The sequence below is a fragment of the Paraburkholderia sp. J11-2 genome (assembly GCF_905220185.1).
Lineage (GTDB): Bacteria > Pseudomonadota > Gammaproteobacteria > Burkholderiales > Burkholderiaceae > Paraburkholderia.
Window position 1 is genome coordinate 76,526 of the sequence record NZ_CAJMYY010000032.1, and the last position, 21,366, is coordinate 97,891.

Sequence of the window (21,366 nt, forward strand, 5' to 3'; positions counted from 1 at the left end):
ACTATCGGCGCAGCGAGTGTCACGAATATTTCAAATGCATTGGGCCGGCTCAGGGGAGCGGCCGGGCGAAGCTCAACTCATGGCCGTCCGGATCGACGAGATGGAAATAGCGCTCGCCCCACGGCGCGTCGCGCGGTGCGAATTCGGGCTTCGCGCCGGCCGCCAGCGCGCGGGCGTAGAAGGCGTCCACGTCGGCGACGTAGAGAATCACGCGCCCCCAGCCGTTCACCGCGCCGTGCGGCCCCTCGAGCAGATTCAGATAGCAAACGCCCGCCGCACCGCCGCCCAGCTCGAACGACGCGAAGCCCGGTATTACGGCTCCGGCTTTCTGCACGAAGCCGAGCGCCTCGTAAAACGGCACCGACCGCGCGATATCGCTGACGGTCAGCGTCACGGCGCTCAACGCCACGATTTGCGCGGCACTCTCGTTCATCGGCTCCTCCTGCTCTGGTGGCCAGGCACCGCGTGAGACCCGCACTGCGGCCCGTCGACCCAATCAGTCGACTTTAGCAGCGTTCGCCCGCCGTGCGCGAGCCGTTGGCTTTTGCTCTGCGCCGCCCGGCGCCTTGCGAGTGGTCTTGCGCAGCGTCTTGCCGGCCTGCGCGGTGCGCACGGCTCCGTCACTGGTTGGACCACTTTCCGGCCAGCCGATCTCCTCTCCCACCCGCGTGCGCACGAAGTCGATATGCGTCTGCATGGCCGTGCGCGCCTCCTCGGGACGCCGCGCGACGATCGCATCGCAAAGCGTTCGATGCTGCAGCAGCAATTGGTCCGGCGCGTCCTCGTTCTGCACGCGCAGCCCCGTGCCGTTGATCGTGATGTGCTCGCGCAGCACGCCCAGCACGCTCGTGTGCAGATGCAGGAACATCGCGTTGTGGGAAGCCTGCGCGATCACTTCGTGCAGCTTCGCGTCGGTGTCGGCCTCGGCGGCCTTGTCGTCCACTTCGCGCGTGCGCTCCAGTTCCTGCAGCAGCGCGCGAATGCGCGCGATGTCCTCGTCGCTCGCGCGCAGCGCCGCAAAATACGCGGTCGCGCCTTCCAGCACGCGGCGAAACTCGAGGATGTCTTCGCGCAAGGCCGGATGATCGGCCACGAGTTGCCCCCAGGGCGACGCAAAGCCCGTGCGCAGCTGGTCGGTCACGAACACGCCCGCTCCCGGCCTGCTTTGCACGAGGCCGCGCGCGGCCAGGCGCTGGATCGCCTCGCGCACCGTGTTGCGCGCCACGTCGTACTCCAGCGCGAGCACCCGCTCGGAGGGCAGCTTCGCTCCTGCGCGCCACGTGCCGTCGAGCAGCGCCGTCTCCATGCGGCGCATCACGGTTTCCACACGCCCGCGCGTACCCGCCCTGTCCCTGATTGCCATCCTCGTGCCACCCCCGTGCCATCCCGAGTCTCGTTGTCGCTTGCGGCGGGTGGTCCAACCAGTTTGAACCACTCGCCAGAAGCGGGAATTATGCGCCCAAACCCGCGCTTGTCTTCAACCTTCACGGCCCCCCTGGCCCGCGAGGGCAGATCGCGAAAGCGCGCAAAGACACCGAGCGAGACATGAAGCCACGGCAATACCCCACCGAGCGCCCCACCGACGTCTATCTGTTCGCCACCTGCCTCGTCGACCTGTTCGTGCCGCAAGCCGGTCTCGACGCGGTCAAGCTGCTCGAACGCGAGGGCCTCACGGTCCATTTCCCGCGCAGCCAGAGTTGCTGCGGCCAGCCCGCGTACAGCAGCGGCAACCCGCGCCAGGCGCGCGAGGTCGCGCTCGCGCAGCTGGGTCTCTTCGAAAAGCCGTGGCCCGTGATCGTGCCTTCGGGCTCATGCGCGGGCATGATGCGCCACCACTGGCCCGCGCTGTTCGACGACGACGCCGCGAACGCCGCGCGCGCTCACGAACTCTCGGAGCGTGTGTACGAACTCACGGAATTCCTCGCGCGCGTGCTGAACGTCGATTTCAACGCGTATGGCGCGAAGGGCTCCGTCCAGCAGTCCGAAGAGCGCGTCGTGCTGCATACCTCATGCGGCGCGCGGCGCGAGATGGGCACGCGCGTGCACGGCGTTGAAGTCATCGATGCGCTGCCGTGCGTCACGCGCATCGACCACGAGCGCGAATCGGAATGCTGCGGCTTTGGCGGCACGTTCTCGCTCAAGCACCCCGACATTTCCGGCGCGATGGTCGCCGACAAGATCGCCTCGGCCTGCGCCACGGGCTGCGAGCGCCTCGTTTCCGCCGACTGCGGCTGCCTGCTCAACATCGGCCACGCGGCGGCGCACAAGGGCGCGCCGCTCGCCGTGGAGCACCTGGCCTCCTTCCTCTGGCGCCGCACCGGCGGGGAGGCCGCATGAGCGTCGATTCGATGAGCGCGCGTGCGCGCATGCTGCAACGCCTGCGCGCCCATGCACCCGCCGCGCCCGCCACGTCGGTCGAAGCGCTCGGTGCACGCATCGACGCGCATTTCGCGGAGCGCCGCGCACACGCGCCGCTTGCGCTGAACGAACGCGTCGCGCAGTTCCAGCGCATGCTCGAGGCCGCGCACGCCGAGGTGATCTGCGCGAGCGCCGCCACCTGGGCCACCGATCTCGCCGGGCGCCTGGCAGCTGCCGGCGTGCGCAGCCTGCTGCTCGACACCACATGCGCCGAAGGGCAAGCGCTCACGGCAGCGCTCCCGCCTGCCGTGCAGGCGCGCAGCTATGCGCAGCCGATCGAGCAATGGAAGAGCGAACTCTTCGACACCATCGACGCGGGCTTCACGGTCGCGCGCTCAGGCCTCGCGGCGACGGGCACGCTCGTAGTCGTGCCCGACGCGAACGCGCCGCGCACGGTCTCGCTCGTGCCGCCTTTGCACGTCGCGCTGATCCACACGCGCACGCTGCATGCGGACCTGCACGCCGCTGTGGCGGCCGAACGCTGGAGCGGCGGCATGCCCACCAATCTCGTGATGATTTCGGGGCCTTCGAAGACCTCGGACATTCAGCAGACCACCGCTTATGGCGCGCACGGCCCGCGCGCGCTGTGGGTCGTCGTCGTAACGGATGAGGATCACGCAACGTGTGCGCAGCACGGAGCCGCCCAATGAGCACGAACACGCAAACGCCCCAGGAAAACACGCTGCATTTCGTCCCGACCGCGCAATTCCGCCAGCGTGCACGCACGGCGCTCGACGACCCGCAGTTGCGCAAGAGCTTTCGCGGTGCGATGGACTTCCTGCAAGGCAAGCGCGCCGCACAGTTTCCTGAAGCGGACGAACTCGAAGCCCTGCGCGACCTCGGCGAAGCCGTGCGCCAGCACGCGCTTGCGCGCCTGCCGGAATTGCTCGAGCAACTGGAAACGACACTGCGCGCGAACGGCATTCAGGTGCATTGGGCCGAGACCGCCGACGAAGCCAACCGCATCGTCCACGGCATCGCGCAGCGGCACGCAGCCACGCGCGTGATCAAGGGCAAGTCGATGGCGAGCGAGGAAATCGAGCTCAACCATTACCTCGCAGCGCGCGGAGTCGACTGCATCGAATCGGACATGGGCGAGTACATCGTGCAGCTCGCGGGCGAAAAGCCCTCGCACATCGTCATGCCCGCGATCCACAAAACGAAGGGCGATATCGGGCACCTGTTCGAAGAACACATTCCCGATACGCCCTTTACGGAAGACGTGGACACACTCATTCAAACGGGCCGCCGCGCGCTGCGCCGTGCCTTCGTGGATGCGCAGATCGGCCTCTCCGGCGTGAACTTCGCCGCCGCCGACACGGGCACGCTCTGGCTCGTGGAAAACGAAGGCAACGGCCGCCTTTCCACCACGGTGCCCGACGTGCATATCGCGATCATGGGCATGGAGAAGGTGGTGGCGAAGCTCGAGCACATCGTGCCGCTTTCGAGCCTGCTTACGCGCTCGGCCACGGGCCAGCCAATCACGACGTATTTCAACCTGATCAGCAGCCCGCGCCGCGAAGGCGAGAAAGACGGGCCGCGCGAAGTGCATCTCGTGCTGCTCGACAATGGCCGCAGCCAGGCTTACGCCGACGAGCAATTGCGCGCCACGTTGCAATGCATTCGTTGCGGCGCGTGCATGAATCACTGCCCGGTGTACACGCGCATTGGCGGGCATGCGTATGGCACGACGTACCCGGGGCCGATCGGCAAGATCATTTCGCCGCATCTGCTCGGGCTCGACGCGACCGCCGAGTTGCCCACGGCTTCGAGCCTGTGCGGCGCGTGCGGCGAAGTCTGCCCGGTGCGCATTCCGATTCCGCAACTGCTCGTGCGCCTGCGCACCGAAGCGAACCGCGACCCCGAGGAAAGCGTCGCGCATCCTCTGCGCGGCCAGGGCGCGAATCACAGCAGAAGCGAGCAATTCATCTGGCGCTTCTGGAGCGGCGCATTCGCGCATCCGCGCGCATACCGCGCGCTGCGCTGGGCCGTGACGCGCCTGCGGGGCCTCGCCCCCACACAGCAGATGGGCTGGACGCAGCATCGCACGCCGCTCAAGCCCGCGCCACGCAGCCTGCACGACCTGCTGCGCGAACGCGATCAGCCGCAATAGCGTTCATGTCGTCAGGCATGCGAAATAAATCGTAAATGCGCGCCTGACGAACTGACATATGTTTTTTACCCGTATCGTCGGAGGAGACCGTAGTGCAACCCTGGTATCAGATCTACACACCGCTTGGCAGTTTGTGGCTATCCGCGTTCGTCGCCGCCATTCCCATTCTGTTTTTCTTCGTCGCGCTCGCGGGCCTGCGCATGAAGGGCCATGTCGCCGCCGCGATCACCCTGCTGCTCGCGCTCGCCGTGGCAATCTTCGAGTACGGCATGCCCGTGCGCCAGGCGCTCATTTCCGCGGGCTTTGGCTTCGCCTACGGCATCTGGCCGATCGCGTGGATCATCGTCACCGCGGTGTTCCTCTACAAGATCGTCGTGAAGACGGGGCAATTCGAAATCATCCGCGCCTCGGTGCTCTCGATCACCGACGACCAGCGCCTGCAACTGCTGCTGATCGGCTTCTCGTTCGGCGCGTTCCTGGAAGGCGCGGCGGGTTTCGGCGCGCCGGTGGCGATCACCTCGGCGCTGCTCGTCGGCCTCGGTTTCGAGCCGCTCTACGCCGCCGGTCTGTGCCTCATCGCCAATACCGCGCCGGTCGCGTTCGGCGCGATGGGCATTCCCATCATCGTCGCGGGCCAGGTCACGGGCATCGATCCGTTCCTGATCGGCGCAATGGCTGGCCGCCAGCTGCCGTTGCTTTCGCTCTTCGTGCCGTTCTGGCTCGTCTTCATCATGGACGGCAAGCGCGGCGTGAAGGAAACGTGGCCCGCCGCGCTCGTGGCCGGCGGCAGCTTCGCTGTGACGCAGTACTTCACGTCGAACCACATCGGGCCTGAGCTGCCGGACATCACCTCGGCGCTCGTGAGCCTCGTTGCGCTCGCCGCGTTTCTCAACGTGTGGCAGCCGCGCCGGGCTGCACAAGGCACGAGCGTGAAGGTGAGCGGCGGTGCGGCTGCGCTGGGCGGTTTTGGCGGCGGCGCAGGCGGTTCGCGCGCGGCCGCTTCGGGCCGCCAGGCTTCGCCGTACAGCATCGCGCAAACCGTGCGCGCGTGGTCGCCGTTCATTCTGCTCACGGCCATCGTGACCGTGTGGAGCGTCAAGCCGTTCAAGGCGCTCTTCGCAGCGAAGGGTCCGCTCGCGGGCACGATTCTGAGCCTGCACGTGCCGGGTCTCGATCAACTCGTCGTGCGCACGGCGCCGATCGTCGCTACGCCCAAGCCCTATGAAGCCGTATTCAAGCTCGACTGGCTCTCTGCCGTGGGCACCGCGATCATGATCACGGCGATCCTCTCCGTGATCCTGCTGCGCATGAAGCCGCGCGCCGCCGTGGCCGCTTTCTTCGAAACGCTCGGCGAACTGCGCCGCCCCGTGCTTTCCATCGGCCTCGTGCTCGCCTTCGCGTTCGTCGCGAACTACTCGGGTATGTCGTCCACGCTCGCCCTCGCGCTTGCGGGCACCGGCGCCGCGTTCCCGTTCTTCTCGCCGTTCCTCGGCTGGCTCGGCGTGTTTCTCACGGGCTCCGATACCTCGTCGAACGCGCTGTTCTGCTCGCTGCAGCACACCACGGCGCATCAGATCAACGTGTCGGACACGCTGCTCGTCGCGGCCAACACCTCGGGCGGCGTAAGCGGCAAGATGATCTCGCCGCAGTCGATCGCGGTGGCTTGCGCGGCAACGGGTCTTGTGGGCAAGGAGTCGTCGCTGTTTCGCTTCACCGTGCGTCACAGCCTGTTCTTCGCGGCTGTGGTGGGCGTGGTGACGCTGATTCAGGCTTATGTGCTGACGGGCATGATTCCGCAATGACGATGTAAGCGCCGTCATGAAATCACGAAGGCCGTTTTCCGCCGCGCGCGGGCAACGGCCTTCTTTGCATCCGGCGTGAAAAGCGCTGGCTTTAAGCGACTTTTAAGCCGCCCTGCCTACCCTCGATCCGTCCGGCACACGCGACACGCGTGCCGGCATCCGGTCAACGAATCGATGGAGGTGGAAAATGAAAGCACGCTCAACTCCGTGGATCGGCGCGGCGCTCGCGCTCGCTGTGGTGTTCGGCGCGCCGGGTGCGTGGGCGGCAACCCCGGCAACAGACAATGCGGACATCACGACTGCAACGGCGGGCATGCTGCCGCCCGCCCAGCACAGCGGCGAGATTGCGTATCTGTCCGGCGGCGTCGGCAGCGACCAGTCGGCGGCGTTCAAAGCCGCGATGCATCGCTATCCGCTCTCGCTCGAATTCGCGCGGCAATCCGCCGACGGCAATGAATATCTCGCGGACGTCCCCGTAAAGATCGCCGACATGCACGGCACACCGCTCCTTTCCACGCGCACGCGCGGCCCGTTCATGCTCGTTTCGATTCCGGACGGCCGCTATGTGATCACCGCGAGCCATGGCGGCAACACGGAGCGGCGTACGGTGGACATCGGCAAGGCGACACGCGCTCACGAGACCTTCGTCTGGCCGATGTGAAGATCATTGACGAGCCCTCCAGTCAGAGGCGCTAACGCACATGTCTTTCGCATGACACCCTGCGGGTGCATTCATGCCACATGAATGAACTCCGTCCCCGTTTGCGGCTATGATCGTGAACTGCGGCGCGCCGGCCCGGCGCCCAGCCGGATTCACGGGGGAGTGTCGAATGGCAATGGGGTGGCTCGTCGTCTTACCGTTCGTCGCCGCGGCGCTCGTCGCGTTCGCGGGGCGTCACGCGCCCGCCTCCGGCACCTGGATTGCATTCGCGGCCGCGCTCTTCGGTCTCGGGGTGCTGGGCAGCGAACGCGTAGGCATGGCCACCCATGGCGTGCTGCACTGGCAAGCCGACTGGATCCCGCAGATCGGCCTTTCGTTCGCGCTGCGTCTGGACGGCCTCTCGTTCATGTTCGCGCTGCTGGTGCTCGCGATCGGCCTGCTCGTTTTCGTCTACGCGCGCTACTACCTCGCCGGCAGCGAGTCGCTGCCGCGCCTTTACGCGCTGCTGCTGCTTTTCATGGGCGCGATGCTCGGCGTCGTGCTATCGGACAACCTGCTGCTGCTCGTGATCTTCTGGGAACTCACGAGCATCGTGTCGTTCCTGCTGATCGGCTTCTGGCCTTCACGCCCCGAAGCGCGGCGCGGGGCGCGCATGGCGCTCACCATCACGGGCGCGGGCGGCCTCGCGCTACTGGCCGCCGTACTGCTGCTCGGCCACGTTTGCGGCAGCTATGACCTCGACGTCGTGCTCGCGCATGCGGGCTTCGTGCAGCGCGATCCGCTGTATCCCGCCATTCTCCTGCTCATTCTTTTCGCGGCCTGCACGAAGTCGGCGCAGTTCCCGTTTCACTTCTGGCTGCCGCATGCCATGTCGGCGCCCACGCCGGTTTCGGCGTACCTGCATTCGGCGACGATGGTGAAGGCCGGCATCTTCCTTATCGCGCGCTTTTACCCCGTGCTCGAAGGCACTGGCTGGTTCTTCTACGTGACGAGCCTGATCGGCCTCGTCACGCTCACGGGCGGCGCGGCCATGGCGCTCGTGCAGCGCGATCTCAAGGGGCTGCTCGCGTATTCCACCATCAGCCATCTCGGACTCATCGTGCTGCTGTTCGGCCTCGACACGCAGCTCTCCACCGTCGCCGCGCTCTTTCACACCTTCAACCACGCGGTCTTCAAGGCCTCGCTCTTCATGGCCGCGGGCATCATCGACCATGAAACGGGCACGCGCGATCTCGGCCGTCTGCGCGGCCTGCGCCGCTTCATGCCGCATACCGCCGCGCTAGCCGCCGTGGCGTCGCTCGCCATGGCGGGCGTGCCGCTCCTCAACGGCTTCCTCTCGAAGGAAATGTTCTTTGGCGAAACGCTCGCGCAAGGACTGCTCGGCGACTTCAACTGGATCATTCCCGCGCTCGCCGTCATTGCGGCGGGGCTCTCGGTGGCGTACTCGCTGCGCTTCGTGTGGGGCGTGTTCTTCGACGGCGAAACGCCGCACGACCTGCCGCACTACCCGCCGCACGAGCCGCCGCGCTTCATGAAGCTGCCTGTCGAGATTCTCGTCGTGATCTGTCTGCTCGTGGGGCTCGTGCCGGAGCAGACCATTGGCAAGATGCTCGAATCGGCGGCTTGGTTCGCACTGGGCGGCGTCGTGCCCACTTACAGCCTGAGCTTGTGGCACGGCATCAATCTGCCGCTGCTGATGAGCTGCGTGTCGTTCGTGGGCGGCGCCCTGCTGTTCTTCTATCGCCGCGACGCGTTCCGCCACCATCGTTCGGTGCTCTCCGAAATGAACGCGAGCGAAGGCTTCGACCGTTTCGTGCAGCAGCTCGAAAAGGCCGCGGGTTACGTGGTGAATCTCTTTGAAACGCGTTCGCTGCCGTCGTATCTCGCGTGGATGGTTGCGGCAATGCTGATCGTGCCCGGCGCGGCGCTGCTCGCCCTGCCGGCGCTCGACGGCGCGTACCGCTCGGCGCCACTCGACGCGATGACGCTCGTCGGCCTCGTGCTGATGGCGCTGATGGCGGTGGGTGTCGTGCTCGTACGCGCCAATACGCTCTATGCACTCGTGATGCTGAGCACGTGCGGCTTGCTCGTCACGCTCGCGTTCGTGCGTTTTTCCGCGCCGGACCTCGCGCTCACGCAAATCTCCGTGGAAGTGGTCACGGTGCTGCTGCTCGTGCTCGCCATCTACTTTCTGCCGGTCGTGCAGCGCGCGGAACAGCCTCCGTTCACGCGGGCGCGCAATGCGGTGCTCGCACTCGCGGGCGGTGCGCTAATCGCTGGCGTGGCATACGCGGTGATGACGCGCGCACCGATCGACGGCATCGGCCAGTACTTTCTCGCGAATGCGCTACCGGGCAGCGGCGGCCACAACGTCGTGAACGTCATCCTCGTGGACTTCCGGGGCTTCGACACGATGGTCGAGATCAGCGTGCTCGTGGTCGCGGGGCTCGCCGTGAAGGCACTGCTGCGCGGCCTGCGCCTGAAGTCGCCCGACACGGGGCCGGGCGGCCTGCCGTGGTCGTCGCAATCGCATCCGTTGCTGCTGGCCATTCTTGCGCGCCTCATGTTGCCGCTCACCATCCTCGTCGCCGTATTCATCTTTTTGCGCGGACACAACTTGCCGGGCGGTGGCTTCATCGCCTCGCTCGTGATCTCCATTGCGCTTCTGCTGCAGTACGTGGCGAGCGGCGTGCTGTGGACCGAGTCGCGCATCCGCATCAACTATCGTGCGCTCGCGGGCTTCGGCATTCTCGTTGCGGCCACAACGGGCGTGGGCGCGATCGTGTTCGGCCAGCCCTTCCTCACCAGCGCGTTCGGCCATTTGCATGTGCCGCTGATCGGAGAAGTCGAATTGAGCACAGCCATGCTGTTCGACCTCGGCGTGCTTGGCGCAGTGGTCGGCACGACGCTCACGATCGTCTCGCACCTGGGCGTACGCGACAAGGACATGCAATCCGTGGAGAAAAGCTGATGGAAGCCGCCTTCGCCATTACGCTCGGCGTACTCTGCGCGAGCGGCATCTACCTGCTGCTGTGCGCGCGCGTGCTGCCGGTGATCCTCGGCATCACGCTGTTCTCGTACGCGATCAACCTGTTCCTGCTCGGCATGGGGCGGCTCTCCGCCGGCAGGCCGCCCGTGATCGTACCGGGCGCCCAGTATGCGGACCCCGTGCCGCAGGCGCTCGTGCTCACCGCCATTGTGATCGGCTTCGCCATGACGGCCTTCACGGTCGTGCTCGCGCTGCGCGCGCTCGCGATAGACGGCACCGACCATGTCGACGGCGACAAGGCGCACCGCAAGGGCCTGGAGATGCGCAGCGAATGAACCACGCTCTCATTCTCCCTATCCTCATTCCGCTTTTTGCGGCCGGTGCGATCGTCGCGCTGCCGCTGCGCGCGAAACGCCTGCAGCGCGCGATCAACGTGATCGCTACACTCGCGCTGCTGCCAATCGCGGTGGCGCTCGCCGAATTCGCGGCGCAGGGGCAGATTGCGAGCTATGCGCTCGGTGCGTGGCCCGCGCCGTTCGGCATCGTGCTGCAGATCGACCGGCTCGGCGCGCTCATGCTCGTGCTGACCGCGCTGCTCGCGTGCTGCTGCCTGCTCGGCACCACGAGCGCCGACGCCCGGCGCGGGCGCTACTATCGCGCGCTCGTGCAGTTCGAGCTGATGGGCCTGAACGGCGCGTTTCTCGCCGGCGATCTCTTCAACCTGTTCGTGTTCTTCGAACTGCTGCTGATCGCCTCGTACGCGCTGCTGCTGCACGGCGGCGGGCGCCGCCGCGTGCGCAACGGCCTGCACTACATGCTGCTGAACCTCGTGGGCTCGTCGTTCTTCCTGATTGCGCTGGGCGTGCTCTATGGCCTCACGGGCACCCTCAACATGGCCGACATGGGCGAGCGGCTCGCGCATCTGGACGCCGCGTCGCTGCCGCTCGCGCAGTTCGCGGGCGCAACGCTCATGCTCGTATTCGGCCTCAAGGCCGCCGTGTTCCCAATGTCGTTCTGGTTGCCACAGGCATATCGCAGCGCGATCGGTCCGGTGGCCGCGCTGTTCGCGATCATGACCAAGGTGGGCATCTACGCGATGCTTCGCTGCGACGCGCTCGTGTTCGGCGCGGCGGGCGGCGTGCTCGACGCGTTCCTGCATCAATGGGCGTGGTGGCTCGCCATTGCGACGATTATCTATGGCGCGCTCGGCGCGCTTGCGGTATCGAGCCTCAAGACCACGACAGGCTTTCTCGTGCTGGTCTCGGTCGGTCTGCTGATTGCCGCCGTCACGCTGCAAACCGTGCTCGCGTGGAGCGCGCTGCTTTACTACCTCATCAGCACGACGCTGTGTACGGGCGCCCTGTTCATGCTCGCCGATACACTGGAGTCCGAAACAACCGAATCCCCGACCGCGCCCGCTGCAGCCGAAACGCGCGAGCCCGCCTCGCTCGAATCGCTCGACGACGCCACCGCGCCCGCCATCACGCCCGAAGCGGACGGCGAGCCGGTTGCAACGCCTTCCACGGCCGCGCCCCCTGAAAGGCGTCCCGCGCCCTGGCCTTCGAACCTCGCTGGCGTGCTCTATCTCGCGGCAGCCGTGGGCGCGGTTGGACTACCGCCGCTCTCGGGCTTTCTCGGCAAGGCCATGGTGCTCGCCGCCACGCCGCTTTCGCAGGCTGTCGTGCTCTGGCCCGCCGTGCTGATCGCCGGACTGCTATCGATCGTCGCTTTGAGCCGCACGGGCACGCGTTTGCTGTGGGCGATACCCGCCGCCCGCGCCTACGACGGCGCGCCCGCCGCCGCGCCGCGCGGCAGCCGCTCCAAGCTCGCCGCGTGCGCGCTGTTGCTCGCGGGCGTCGTGGCCGCTACGGTGTTCGCGGGACCGCTCAAGCGGTATCTCGACGCCACCGCCGCGCAGTTGCTCGATCGCGAAGCCTACGTTCACGCGATCCTGCCCGCGCAAGCGCCGCAAACATCACAGGGCGGAGGAAGCTGACATGCTCAAGAGGCTCTTTCCGCACCCCTGGCTCACGATCGTGCTGCTCGTGTGCTGGGTATTGCTGATGAACGACGCAACGCCTGGCAACCTGCTGCTCGGCTTCGTACTCGGCACTGTGATCGCTTTCGCCGTGGGCGAAGGGCTGTGGCTCGCGCCCGTGCGCTTCGGCAAACCGTGGCTGCTCGTGCGGCTCCTCGGACACGTGCTCTACGACATCCTCGTGGCGAATCTCGAAGTCGCGCTGCTCGTGCTCGGCCCGATGAAACGCCTGCGCCCCGCCTTCATCGAAGTGCCGCTCGACAGCACCCACGAAATCGCGCTGGCGTCGCTCATCAGCATCGTCTCGCTGAGCCCCGGCACGCTGTGCGCCGAACTCTCCGACGACCGCACGCGCCTCGTCGTCCACGTGCTCGATCTCGAAGACGAGGCCGCGCTCGTCGCCCTGATCAAGTCCCGTTACGAAGCCCCGCTCATGGAGATCTTCGCATGCTAGCCATCGTCATTCCGGTGTCGTTCGCGATCCTCGGGCTCGCGTTCCTGCTCACGCTCGTGCGCCTCGTGCGCGGGCCTTCGCTGCCCGACCGCCTCGTCGCGCTCGACACGCTCAATATCAACGCGATCGCGCTGATCGTCGTCTACGGCATCATGCTGCGCTCGACGGTCTTCTTCGAAATCGCGCTGCTCATCGCGGTGATGGGGTTCGTGGCGACCGTTGCGTTCACGAAGTACCTGCAGCGCGGCGACATCATCGAATTGAACTAGGGCGACTTCGTCATGCAAACGGTTATCGAAGCCATTGTCTGTGTGGTGCTCCTGCTCGGCAGCGCGTTCACGCTGATCGGCGCAATCGGTCTCGCGCGCCTGCCTGACTTCTACATGCGCCTGCACGGGCCGACCAAATCGACCACGCTCGGCGTGGGCGGCGTCGTGCTCGCTTCCGTGGTCTACTTCAGCGTGCACAACAATTTCGCGAGCCTGCATGAAGTGCTGATACCTGCGTTCCTGTTTCTTACCGCGCCTATTAGCGCGCATATGCTCACGAAGGCAGGCATTCAGCAACGCGTAGCCGTTTCGTCCGCCACCCGCGGGCGGCCGGACGCCACCGTCAACCGAGCGCAAGACGCGAGCCCGGACAACAACGCCGCACAGGATTCCTGAATACAGGCGTGGACTTTTACGCCGGTAAAAGCCGCCATCGAACGTCGCACGCGGCGCGTGGGGCATGCTCAATGCAATATGCGCCTCTCACGCGTCCGCACCGCGCCCCGTCTTGCGTGCCTCGCCCAGCACATAATCGATGAAGGTGGACGCCGCCCGCGTGTGATGCCGGTTCGGCATGTAGAGCATGTACATGTGCGTGCCGAAAATGCTCAAGCGCCAGGCATCGAGCGACGTGACAGCAGCGCCCTGGCGAATGTCGTCGTGCATCACATAGTCGGGCACGATGCCCACGCCGAGTCCCGCCAGAATCGACTGCCGCAAAAATAGAAAGTTTTCCGAAATGATCGAAGGCTCGAGTAACACCTCGTGCCGGTCCTCGTTCAAATAGCCTGCCAGCCGCAATTGCCGCCCCACCACGGTTGCCGTGATGACGGGTGCGCGCGCCAGGTCTTCCAGCGTTTGCGGCATACCGTGCCTTTCGGCCCACTCCGTGCACGCGCACGCGATGTACTTCACCGGCCCCATGTCGCGCGCCACGAGGTTCTGCGGCGGCTCGTGCATCACGCGCACGGCGATATCCACTTCGTCGCGCAGCAGGTCTTCCACGCGATTTTCGAACATCACGTCGAGCACGATGCCGGGGTACATGCGCTTGAACTGAATGAGCCAGTCCGACATGACGAGCTGCCCGTAGCCGCTCGGCACCGAAAGCCGCACGCGCCCCTGCAGGCTCTGCCCGAGGGTGGAGACCGACTCGCGCGCAGCGAGCAGTGCGTTCTGGATCGAGCGGCCGTGCTCGTAAAGCTTCAGGCCGATTTCGGTCGGCTCGACACGGCGCGTGGTCCGGCGCACGAGCTGCAGGCCGATCGACTTCTCGAGGTGATTGAGGTGGTAGCTGACGTTCGCGCGGCTCATCTTGAGCCGGCGCGCCGCCTCGCTCAGATTGCCCGCGTCGAGAATCTCGACGAGCAGGGTCAGCGCGTTGACGTCCATGGCAACATTCACTGTCAAAGATATTTTGACAGTCTGTCAACGAGCGATGGGATTGTCAATTGCCCCTGACGCGCTGAGAATCGACGCGAACATGAAACATTGCCGCCCGGGCCACCAGCACGGCCCGCCAGTCCGGCCCTCATTATGGAGACAGCACCCCCATGGCATCCGATCCCGTGAACGCCTCCCCCGTTACTCACGAACTGCGCGGCAAGGTGCTGCTCGTCACCGTGGACAATCCGCCCGTGAACGCGCTGGGCGTGGACGTGCGCCGCGGCCTCGCCGCCGCCATCGAGCACGCCGAAGCGAACGACGCCGTGCAGGCTGTGCTGATCGTCGGCGCGGGGCGCAATTTCATCGCCGGCGCGGACATTCGCGAGTTCGGCAAGCCGCCGCAGCCGCCCGCGCTGCCCGACGTGTGCAACCGCATCGAGGCCTGCCACAAGCCGGTGATCGCCGCCATTCACGGCGCGGCGCTCGGCGGCGGCCTCGAAGTGGCGCTCGCGGCGCACTACCGCCTGGCCGTTGGCGGCGCGAAACTCGGCCTGCCCGAAGTGCAACTCGGCCTGCTGCCCGGCGCAGGCGGCACGCAGCGCACGCCGCGCCTGATCGGCGCGGAAGCCGCGCTTTCGCTCATGTTGAGCGGCCGTCACGCTAGCGCGCAGGAAGCGCACAAGCTCGGCCTCGTCGATCGCGTAGGCGCGAGCGACGACATTCTCGCCGAAGGCCTCGCCTACGCACAGGAACTGCTGGCTGGCCATGCGCACGTGCGCCGCACGCGCGACGCCCAGGCGCTCGCGGACCGCGCGCAAGCGCAAGCCGCAATCGATGCCGCGCGCGCCGACACCGCGAAGAAGTCGCGTGGTCTCTTCTCGCCGCTGAAGATCGTCGATTGCGTGCAGGCTGCGCTCGATCTTTCGTTCGACGAAGGCCTGCGCTTCGAGCGCAAGCAGTTCCTCGAATGCCTCGAAAGCCCGCAGCGCGCGGGCCTCGTGCACGCCTTCTTCGCCGAGCGCGAAGTGCAGAAAGCCCCTGAAACGAAGAGCGCGAAACCGCGCGCGATCGAAACCGTCGGCGTGATCGGCGGCGGCACGATGGGCGCGGGCATTGCCGTGGCCGTGCTCGACGCGGGCCTGCCCGTGACGATGATCGAACGCGACGACGCCTCGCTCGCTCGCGGCCGCGCACATGTGGAAAAGGTCTACGACGGCCTCATCGCCAAGGGCCGCATGAAGCCCGAAGCGAAAGAACAGATCCTCGCGCGCTTCAGCGGCAGCACCTCGTACGATGCGCTCGCGAACACCGATCTCGTGATCGAAGCCGTGTTCGAGGACATGGCCGTGAAGCAGGCCGTGTTCGCCGAACTCGACCGCGTGTGCAAACCCGGCGCCGTGCTCGCGACCAACACGTCGTATCTCGACATCGACGCCATTGCGGCCAGCATCAAGCGCCCGCAGGACGTGGTGGGCCTGCACTTCTTCTCGCCCGCCAACATCATGAAGCTGCTCGAAATCGTGGTGCCGAAGCAGGTCAGCGCCGACGTGGTCGCCACCGCATTCGAGCTGGCGAAGAAGCTGCGCAAGGTGCCGGTGCGCGCCGGCGTGTGCGACGGCTTCATCGGCAATCGCATTCTCGCGGTATTCCGCACGGCTGCGGACCATCTGATGGAAGACGGCGCCTCGCCGTATCAGATCGACAAGGCTGTACGCGACTTCGGCTTCCCGATGGGCCCGTACCAGGTCGTCGATCTCGCGGGCGGCGACATTGGCTGGGCCACGCGCAAGCGCCGCGCCGCCACGCGCGACCCGAAGGCGCGCTACGTGCAGATCGCCGACCGCATTTGCGAACGCGGCTGGTTCGGCCAGAAGACGGGCCGCGGCTTCTACCTCTACCCCGAAGGCGCACGCACGGGCACGCCCGACCCCGAAGTCGAATCCATCATCCGCACTGAGCGCGAGCGCGCCGGCATCGAGCCGCGCAGCTTCACCGACGAAGAGATCATGCGCCGCTACATGGCCGCGATGGTGAACGAAGGCGCGAACGTCGTGTTCGAGAAGATCGCGCTGCGCCCGCTCGACGTGGACGTCACGCTGCTCTACGGCTACGGCTTCCCGCGCTATCGCGGCGGCCCGATGAAGTACGCCGATACCGTGGGCCTCGCCAACGTGCTCGCCGATATCCGCACGTACGCAAAGGAAGATCCGCTGTTCTGGCGTCCTTCGCCGCTGCTCGTCGAACTCGTGGAGCGCGGTGAGAATTTCGCGAGCCTCAATCAAACGGTCTGAAGGAGCTTTCACACATGGACCTCAAATTCACCGCCGAAGAAGAGGCGTTTCGCGGCGAAGTGCTCGCGTTCCTGAAGGAGCGCCTGCCGCAGCGCGTCGCGAACAAGGTGAGCAACGGCCGCCACCTCACCCGCGACGACATGGCGCAATGGCACGCCATCCTGCACGAAAAAGGCTGGCTCGCGAATCACTGGCCGAAGGAATACGGCGGCCCCGGATGGAGCGCCGTGCAGAAGTTCATCTTCGAGAACGAATGTGCGATTGCCGGTGCGCCGCGCATCGTGCCGTTCGGCGTGAACATGCTCGGTCCCGTGCTCATCAAGTACGCGAGCGAGGCGCAAAAGCGCTACTGGCTGCCGCGCATTCTCGACGGCTCCGACTGGTGGTGCCAGGGCTACTCGGAACCGGGCGCGGGCTCGGACCTCGCCTCGCTGCGCACCACAGCGGTTCGCCACGGCGACCACTACGTGGTGAACGGGCAGAAGACGTGGACCACGCTCGGCCACTACGCGAACATGATCTTCTGCCTCGTGCGCACCGCAACCGACGTGCGCAAGCAGGAAGGCATCAGTTTCCTGCTGATCGACATGAACACGCCGGGCGTCGAAGTCCGCCCCATCGTCACGCTCGACGGTGAACATGAGGTGAACGAAGTGTTCTTCACCGACGTGCGCGTGCCCGTGGAAAATCTCGTCGGCGAAGAAAACAAGGGCTGGACCTACGCGAAATATCTGCTCACGTACGAACGCACGAACATCGCGGGCGTGGGCTTTTCGGTGGCGGCGCTCGCGCGTCTGAAGCGCGCCGCGCAGAAAGTCACGCGCAACGGCAGGCCGCTTGCCGACGATCCGCAGTTCGCCGCACGTCTTGCGAAAGTCGAGATCGATCTGGAAAACATGAAGACGACGAACCTGCGCGTGATCGCAGCCGTTGCGGGCGGCGGCGTGCCCGGTGCGGAAAGCTCGATGCTCAAGATTCGCGGCACCGAGATCCGCCAGGAGATTTCGTCGCTGCTGCGCCGCGCGATGGGGCCGTATGCGGCGCCGTTCGTCGAGGAAGCGCTCGAGGAAGGCTATGCGGGCGAGGCAATCGGCCCGGACGAAGCCGCCAGCGCTGCAGCGCAATACTTCAACAACCGCAAGCTGTCGATTTTCGGCGGCTCCAACGAAATTCAGAAGAACATCATCTCCAAGATGATTCTCGGTCTTTGAGAGGCACGCCATGGACTTCCAGCACACAGAAGACCGCCGCATGCTTGCGGATACGCTCAACCGCTTCACTACGGAGCAATACGGCTTCACTACGCGCGATACAATCGCGCGCTCCACGGAAGGCTTTAGCGCAGACATGTGGCAGCGCTTCGCCGAACTCGGCGTGATCGGCGCGCTGTTCGACGAGGCCGATGGCGGCTTTGGCGGCGCTGGCTTCGATATCGCGGTGGTCTTCGAAGCGCTCGGGCGCGCGCTCGTGGTCGAGCCGTTCCTCGATACGCTGATCGTGGGCCGTGCGCTCGCGCATGCGGGCAGCGAGGCGCAGCGCGCTCGCATTGCGTCGTTTATCGACGGTACGCAAATCGCCGCGCTCGCGCACGACGAGCCGGGTTCGCATTACGAGGACGCGCGTGTTACGACGCGTGCCGAGAAAAGCGGCGATGGCTGGGTGCTGCAAGGCGCGAAGGGCGTCGTGCAGCATGCGGAACACGCAAACATGCTGCTCGTTTCGGCCCGCACCTCGGGCAGCGAATTCGACGAAGCGGGCATCTCCCTCTTTCTCGTGCCACGCGATGCAGCGGGCGTGAGCGTGCGCAGCTACGCGAAGATCGACGGCGGCCGCGCAGCGGAAGTAACGCTCGACAACGTGAAGGTGAACGCCGACGCGCTCGTCGGCGCGCAAGGCAGCGGCTTCGCGACGCTCGAACACGCACGCGGCTACGGCATCGTGGCACTCGCGTCGGAAGCGGTGGGCGCGATGGAGATCGCACGCGACTTCACGCTCGAATACCTGCGCACCCGCAAGCAGTTCGGCATGCCCCTCGGCAGCTTCCAGGCGTTGCAGCATCGCATGGCGGACGTGCTGCTCGAAATCGAGCAGGCGCGCTCTGCGGTCATCAACGCGGCGGCTGCAATCGACGCACCGCGCACGCAGCGCGAGCGCGCGCTTTCGGCGGCGAAGTACACGATCGGGCGCATTGGCGCGCGCGTGGCCGAAGAAGCGATCCAGCTGCATGGCGGCATTGGCATGACGTGGGAATTGCCGCTCGCGCACTATGCAAAGCGGCTCGTGATGATCGATCATCAGCTCGGCGACGAGGATCATCATCTCGCGCGCTACATCGCATTGGGGCACGAGGCGGCGTAAGCCATGAAGGGGCGAGCGCGAAGCGCCGCCCCAACAACGAATCAGGAGTGCCTGTTGATGGAGACGGACAAAAGCAGCTTGCCGCTATCGGGCGTGCGCGTGCTCGATCTTTCGCGCGTGCTGGCCGGGCCGTGGAGCGCGATGGTGCTCGGCGACCTCGGCGCGGAAGTCATCAAGATCGAGCATCCCGACCGCGGCGACGACACGCGCGACTGGGGCGTGCGAGTCGGCAAGACCGAGACGGCGTATTTCAACAGCGTGAATCGCAACAAGCGTTCGATCACGCTCGATCTGCAAACGCCCGAAGGCCAGCAGATCGTGCGCGATCTGGCGAAAACCAGCGACATCGTCGTGCAGAACTTCAAGTTCGGCGGCATGGAAAAGCTCGGGCTTGGCTATGAGCAGTTGAGTGCTGAGAACCCGCGTCTCATCTATTGCTCGATTTCGGGCTACGACCGCACGGGACCGGAAGCCAAACGCCCGGGCTACGACCTCGTCGTGCAGGGCGAAACGGGCCTCATGGCGATGAACGGCGAGGCCCACCAGCCGCCGCTCAAATTCGGCGTGGCGGCCGTGGATCTTTTCACGGGCATGTATTCGGCGCAGGCGATGCTCGCCGCGCTGTACGAGCGCGAGCGCACGGGACGCGGACGCCATATCGAAATGGCGCTGTTCGACTGCGGCCTCATGATTACCGCCTACTACGGCCTCGAAGCGCTGCTGATCGGCGAAGACCCGCCGCGCTACGGCAACGCACATCCGTCGATCGTGCCGTATGGCGTGTTCGATGCGGCCGATGGTCCGCTCGTCATCACCGTGGGCAACAACGCGCAGTTCGAGCGCTTCTGCCGCGAAGTGATCGAGCGCGCCGATCTCGCCGACGACGCGCGCTACAAGACCAACATCCTGCGCGGTCAGAACCGCGACACGCTCGTGCCGGAACTCACGCGCGAGCTGGGCAGCCGTGGGCGCAAGCTCCTGCTCGAACGCCTCGCGCGTGCGGGCATTCCGTGCGGCGAAGTGGCCGGCTTGCGCGAGGCGCTGCTTTCGGCGCGCGCGACGCAGGGCGGGCTCGTCACGCAGCAGCCGCATCCGCATACCGAAAGCGGCACGACGCCCGTGCTCGCGCCGCCGTGGCGCTTCGACGGCGAACGCCTGCCCGTGCGGCACGCGCCGCCGCAACTGGGCGAAGGCACACAGGAGGTCCTGCAGTCGCTGCTCGGTTATTCGGCGCAGCAGGTGGCCGGGTTGAAGGATAAAGGCGTTATCTAGTTCCATGTGGATGGAGGCATGAAGTGAAGATACTTGTACCTGTTAAGCGCGTAGTCGATTACAACGTGAAGGTTCGTGTGAAGTCGGACGGCACGGGCGTCGATATCGCCAACGTGAAGATGTCGATGAACCCGTTCGATGAAATCGCCGTGGAAGAAGCGGTGCGTCTGAAGGAAGCGGGCGTGGCGACGGAAGTCATCGCCGTTTCGGCGGGCGTGACGCAAGCGCAGGAAACGCTGCGCACGGCACTGGCCATCGGCGCGGACCGTGCGATCCTCATCGAGTCGAACGAAGACCTGCAGCCGCTGGCTGTCGCCAAGCTCCTGAAGGCGCTGGTCGACAAGGAACAGCCGCAACTGGTCATCCTCGGCAAGCAGGCCATCGACGACGATTCGAACCAGACCGGCCAGATGCTCGCCGCGCTGGCGAACCTGCCGCAAGCGACGTTTGCATCGAAGGTCGTGGTTGCAGACGGTAAGGCTACCGTGTCGCGCGAAGTGGACGGTGGCGCGGAAACGCTGTCGCTCACGCTGCCCGCAGTGGTCACCACGGACCTGCGCCTGAACGAGCCGCGCTACGTCACGCTGCCGAACATCATGAAGGCAAAGAAGAAGCCGCTCGAAACGGTCAAGCCTGAAGACCTGGGCGTTGACGTCACGCCGCGTCTGAAGACGCTGAAGGTTGCCGAGCCGCCCAAGCGTAGCGCAGGCGTGAAGGTGCCGGACGTGAAGACGCTGGTCGAGAAGCTGAAGACCGAAGCCAAGGTGCTGTAAGGAGCGAGACGAAAATGACGAATCTGGTGAATCTGGTAATCGCTGAACACGACAATCACTCGATCAAGGCCGCGACGCTGAACACCGTTGCAGCAGCACAGAAGATTGGTGGCGACGTGCACGTGCTGATCGCGGGCCACAACGCGCAAGCAGCAGCGGACGCAGCCGCGAAGATCGCGGGCGTTGCAAAGGTGCTGCTCGCCGACGCGCCGCAACTCGAACAGGGTCTTGCCGAGAACGTCGAAGCGACGGTTCTCGCCATTGCGAAGAACTACTCGCACATCCTCGCGCCGGCAACGGCAGCGGGCAAGAACGTCACGCCGCGTATTGCCGCGAAGCTCGACGTCGCGCAGATCAGCGACATCACTGCCGTGGATGCGCCGGACACGTTCGAGCGTCCGATCTACGCGGGCAACGCGATCGCAACGGTCCAATCGGTCGATCCGATCAAGGTCATCACCGTTCGCACGACGGCGTTCGACGCCGTTGCGGCCGAAGGTGGCAGCGCAGCCGTTGAGAAGCTCGAGGCCGCAGCGGACAGC

18 protein-coding genes and 2 pseudogenes are annotated in these 21,366 nt (G+C 65.8%); 17 read left to right on the plus strand and 3 right to left on the minus strand.

What is annotated here, in order from left to right:
• Positions 1-49: 49 nt before the first annotated feature.
• Together U5A57_RS34105 and U5A57_RS34110 are read right to left on the minus strand one after the other, a co-directional pair.
• A complete protein-coding gene (locus U5A57_RS34105; protein WP_321916068.1) occupies positions 50-433 on the minus strand; it encodes a VOC family protein in 384 nt (127 codons plus the stop codon).
• Positions 434-652: 219 nt separating this feature from the next.
• Positions 653-1,315: pseudogene (locus U5A57_RS34110) on the minus strand (FadR/GntR family transcriptional regulator); the annotation flags it as partial.
• Positions 1,316-1,545: 230 nt separating this feature from the next.
• Between U5A57_RS34110 and U5A57_RS34115 the strand changes: the two are divergent.
• The 11 genes from U5A57_RS34115 to U5A57_RS34165 all read left to right on the plus strand — a co-directional run bounded on the left by U5A57_RS34115 (position 1,546) and on the right by U5A57_RS34165 (position 13,140).
• Positions 1,546-2,337, plus strand: coding sequence for a (Fe-S)-binding protein (locus U5A57_RS34115; RefSeq protein ID WP_321916069.1), 792 nt, complete (start codon positions 1,546-1,548; stop codon positions 2,335-2,337).
• A gap of 11 nt (positions 2,338-2,348) precedes the next feature.
• Complete coding sequence (locus U5A57_RS34120) at positions 2,349-3,068, plus strand: LutC/YkgG family protein (protein WP_321916090.1); 720 nt, start codon at positions 2,349-2,351, stop codon at positions 3,066-3,068.
• Positions 3,065-4,531, plus strand: coding sequence for a LutB/LldF family L-lactate oxidation iron-sulfur protein (locus tag U5A57_RS34125; protein ID WP_321916070.1), 1,467 nt, complete (start codon positions 3,065-3,067; stop codon positions 4,529-4,531). The genes U5A57_RS34120 and U5A57_RS34125 overlap by 4 nt, the downstream gene beginning before the upstream one ends.
• Before the next feature lie 92 nt (positions 4,532-4,623).
• Positions 4,624-6,333 carry a lactate permease LctP family transporter gene (locus tag U5A57_RS34130; RefSeq protein ID WP_321916071.1) on the plus strand — a complete coding sequence of 570 codons (1,710 nt, stop codon included), beginning with the start codon at positions 4,624-4,626 and terminating at the stop codon, positions 6,331-6,333.
• A 187-nt stretch (positions 6,334-6,520) separates the two neighbouring features.
• Complete coding sequence (locus U5A57_RS34135) at positions 6,521-6,994, plus strand: carboxypeptidase regulatory-like domain-containing protein (protein ID WP_321916072.1); 474 nt, start codon at positions 6,521-6,523, stop codon at positions 6,992-6,994.
• Between the two features lie 169 nt (positions 6,995-7,163).
• The gene (locus U5A57_RS34140) at positions 7,164-9,965 is read left to right on the plus strand and encodes a monovalent cation/H+ antiporter subunit A (RefSeq protein WP_321916073.1); all 2,802 of its coding nucleotides are present in this window, start codon (positions 7,164-7,166) and stop codon (positions 9,963-9,965) included.
• Positions 9,965-10,318: a Na+/H+ antiporter subunit C gene (locus tag U5A57_RS34145; protein WP_321916074.1), complete on the plus strand. Its 354-nt coding sequence runs from the start codon at positions 9,965-9,967 to the stop codon at positions 10,316-10,318. Before U5A57_RS34140 ends, U5A57_RS34145 begins: the two co-directional genes overlap by 1 nt.
• Positions 10,315-11,979 (plus strand): monovalent cation/H+ antiporter subunit D, encoded by a 1,665-nt coding sequence (locus tag U5A57_RS34150; RefSeq protein WP_321916075.1) that lies wholly within the window; start codon positions 10,315-10,317, stop codon positions 11,977-11,979. The genes U5A57_RS34145 and U5A57_RS34150 overlap by 4 nt, the downstream gene beginning before the upstream one ends.
• Position 11,980: 1 nt before the next feature.
• A complete protein-coding gene (locus U5A57_RS34155) occupies positions 11,981-12,475 on the plus strand; it encodes a Na+/H+ antiporter subunit E (RefSeq protein ID WP_321916076.1) in 495 nt (164 codons plus the stop codon).
• Positions 12,469-12,744: a K+/H+ antiporter subunit F gene (locus U5A57_RS34160; RefSeq protein ID WP_069261755.1), complete on the plus strand. Its 276-nt coding sequence runs from the start codon at positions 12,469-12,471 to the stop codon at positions 12,742-12,744. Before U5A57_RS34155 ends, U5A57_RS34160 begins: the two co-directional genes overlap by 7 nt.
• Positions 12,745-12,756: 12 nt before the next feature.
• Positions 12,757-13,140, plus strand: coding sequence for a Na+/H+ antiporter subunit G (locus U5A57_RS34165; protein WP_321916077.1), 384 nt, complete (start codon positions 12,757-12,759; stop codon positions 13,138-13,140).
• Positions 13,141-13,227: 87 nt separating this feature from the next.
• On the opposite strand, the gene U5A57_RS34170 is transcribed toward U5A57_RS34165, so the two are convergent.
• The gene (locus tag U5A57_RS34170; RefSeq protein ID WP_321916078.1) at positions 13,228-14,136 is read right to left on the minus strand and encodes a LysR family transcriptional regulator; all 909 of its coding nucleotides are present in this window, start codon (positions 14,134-14,136) and stop codon (positions 13,228-13,230) included.
• A 161-nt stretch (positions 14,137-14,297) separates the two neighbouring features.
• On the opposite strand from U5A57_RS34170, the gene U5A57_RS34175 reads away from it, so the two are divergent.
• From U5A57_RS34175 to U5A57_RS34200, 6 genes and pseudogenes are all read left to right on the plus strand, one after another.
• Positions 14,298-16,421 (plus strand): 3-hydroxyacyl-CoA dehydrogenase NAD-binding domain-containing protein, encoded by a 2,124-nt coding sequence (locus U5A57_RS34175; protein WP_321916079.1) that lies wholly within the window; start codon positions 14,298-14,300, stop codon positions 16,419-16,421.
• Between the two features lie 14 nt (positions 16,422-16,435).
• Positions 16,436-17,632, plus strand: coding sequence for an acyl-CoA dehydrogenase family protein (locus tag U5A57_RS34180; RefSeq protein WP_321916080.1), 1,197 nt, complete (start codon positions 16,436-16,438; stop codon positions 17,630-17,632).
• Positions 17,633-17,642: 10 nt separating this feature from the next.
• Positions 17,643-18,779, plus strand: coding sequence for an acyl-CoA dehydrogenase family protein (locus tag U5A57_RS34185; protein WP_321916081.1), 1,137 nt, complete (start codon positions 17,643-17,645; stop codon positions 18,777-18,779).
• Positions 18,780-18,836: 57 nt separating this feature from the next.
• The gene (locus U5A57_RS34190; RefSeq protein WP_321916082.1) at positions 18,837-20,051 is read left to right on the plus strand and encodes a CaiB/BaiF CoA-transferase family protein; all 1,215 of its coding nucleotides are present in this window, start codon (positions 18,837-18,839) and stop codon (positions 20,049-20,051) included.
• A gap of 23 nt (positions 20,052-20,074) precedes the next feature.
• Positions 20,075-20,824 (plus strand): electron transfer flavoprotein subunit beta/FixA family protein, encoded by a 750-nt coding sequence (locus U5A57_RS34195; RefSeq protein WP_321916083.1) that lies wholly within the window; start codon positions 20,075-20,077, stop codon positions 20,822-20,824.
• A gap of 23 nt (positions 20,825-20,847) precedes the next feature.
• Positions 20,848-21,366: pseudogene (locus U5A57_RS34200) on the plus strand (electron transfer flavoprotein subunit alpha/FixB family protein); the annotation flags it as partial.

Bases quoted from the DNA above. Each gene is read 5' to 3' on its own strand.
- U5A57_RS34170 (WP_321916078.1), bottom strand. From the start codon at position 14,136: ATGGACGTCAACGCGCTGACCCTGCTCGTCGAGATTCTCGACGCGGGC.
- U5A57_RS34160 (WP_069261755.1), top strand. From the start codon at position 12,469: ATGCTAGCCATCGTCATTCCGGTGTCGTTCGCGATCCTCGGGCTCGCG.
- U5A57_RS34120 (WP_321916090.1), top strand. From the start codon at position 2,349: ATGAGCGCGCGTGCGCGCATGCTGCAACGCCTGCGCGCCCATGCACCC.
- U5A57_RS34185 (WP_321916081.1), top strand. From the start codon at position 17,643: ATGGACTTCCAGCACACAGAAGACCGCCGCATGCTTGCGGATACGCTC.
- U5A57_RS34105 (WP_321916068.1), bottom strand. From the start codon at position 433: ATGAACGAGAGTGCCGCGCAAATCGTGGCGTTGAGCGCCGTGACGCTG.
- U5A57_RS34180 (WP_321916080.1), top strand. From the start codon at position 16,436: ATGGACCTCAAATTCACCGCCGAAGAAGAGGCGTTTCGCGGCGAAGTG.
- U5A57_RS34135 (WP_321916072.1), top strand. From the start codon at position 6,521: ATGAAAGCACGCTCAACTCCGTGGATCGGCGCGGCGCTCGCGCTCGCT.
- U5A57_RS34125 (WP_321916070.1), top strand. From the start codon at position 3,065: ATGAGCACGAACACGCAAACGCCCCAGGAAAACACGCTGCATTTCGTC.
- U5A57_RS34150 (WP_321916075.1), top strand. From the start codon at position 10,315: ATGAACCACGCTCTCATTCTCCCTATCCTCATTCCGCTTTTTGCGGCC.
- U5A57_RS34115 (WP_321916069.1), top strand. From the start codon at position 1,546: ATGAAGCCACGGCAATACCCCACCGAGCGCCCCACCGACGTCTATCTG.
- U5A57_RS34175 (WP_321916079.1), top strand. From the start codon at position 14,298: ATGGCATCCGATCCCGTGAACGCCTCCCCCGTTACTCACGAACTGCGC.
- U5A57_RS34155 (WP_321916076.1), top strand. From the start codon at position 11,981: ATGCTCAAGAGGCTCTTTCCGCACCCCTGGCTCACGATCGTGCTGCTC.
- U5A57_RS34145 (WP_321916074.1), top strand. From the start codon at position 9,965: ATGGAAGCCGCCTTCGCCATTACGCTCGGCGTACTCTGCGCGAGCGGC.
- U5A57_RS34165 (WP_321916077.1), top strand. From the start codon at position 12,757: ATGCAAACGGTTATCGAAGCCATTGTCTGTGTGGTGCTCCTGCTCGGC.
- U5A57_RS34190 (WP_321916082.1), top strand. From the start codon at position 18,837: ATGGAGACGGACAAAAGCAGCTTGCCGCTATCGGGCGTGCGCGTGCTC.
- U5A57_RS34140 (WP_321916073.1), top strand. From the start codon at position 7,164: ATGGCAATGGGGTGGCTCGTCGTCTTACCGTTCGTCGCCGCGGCGCTC.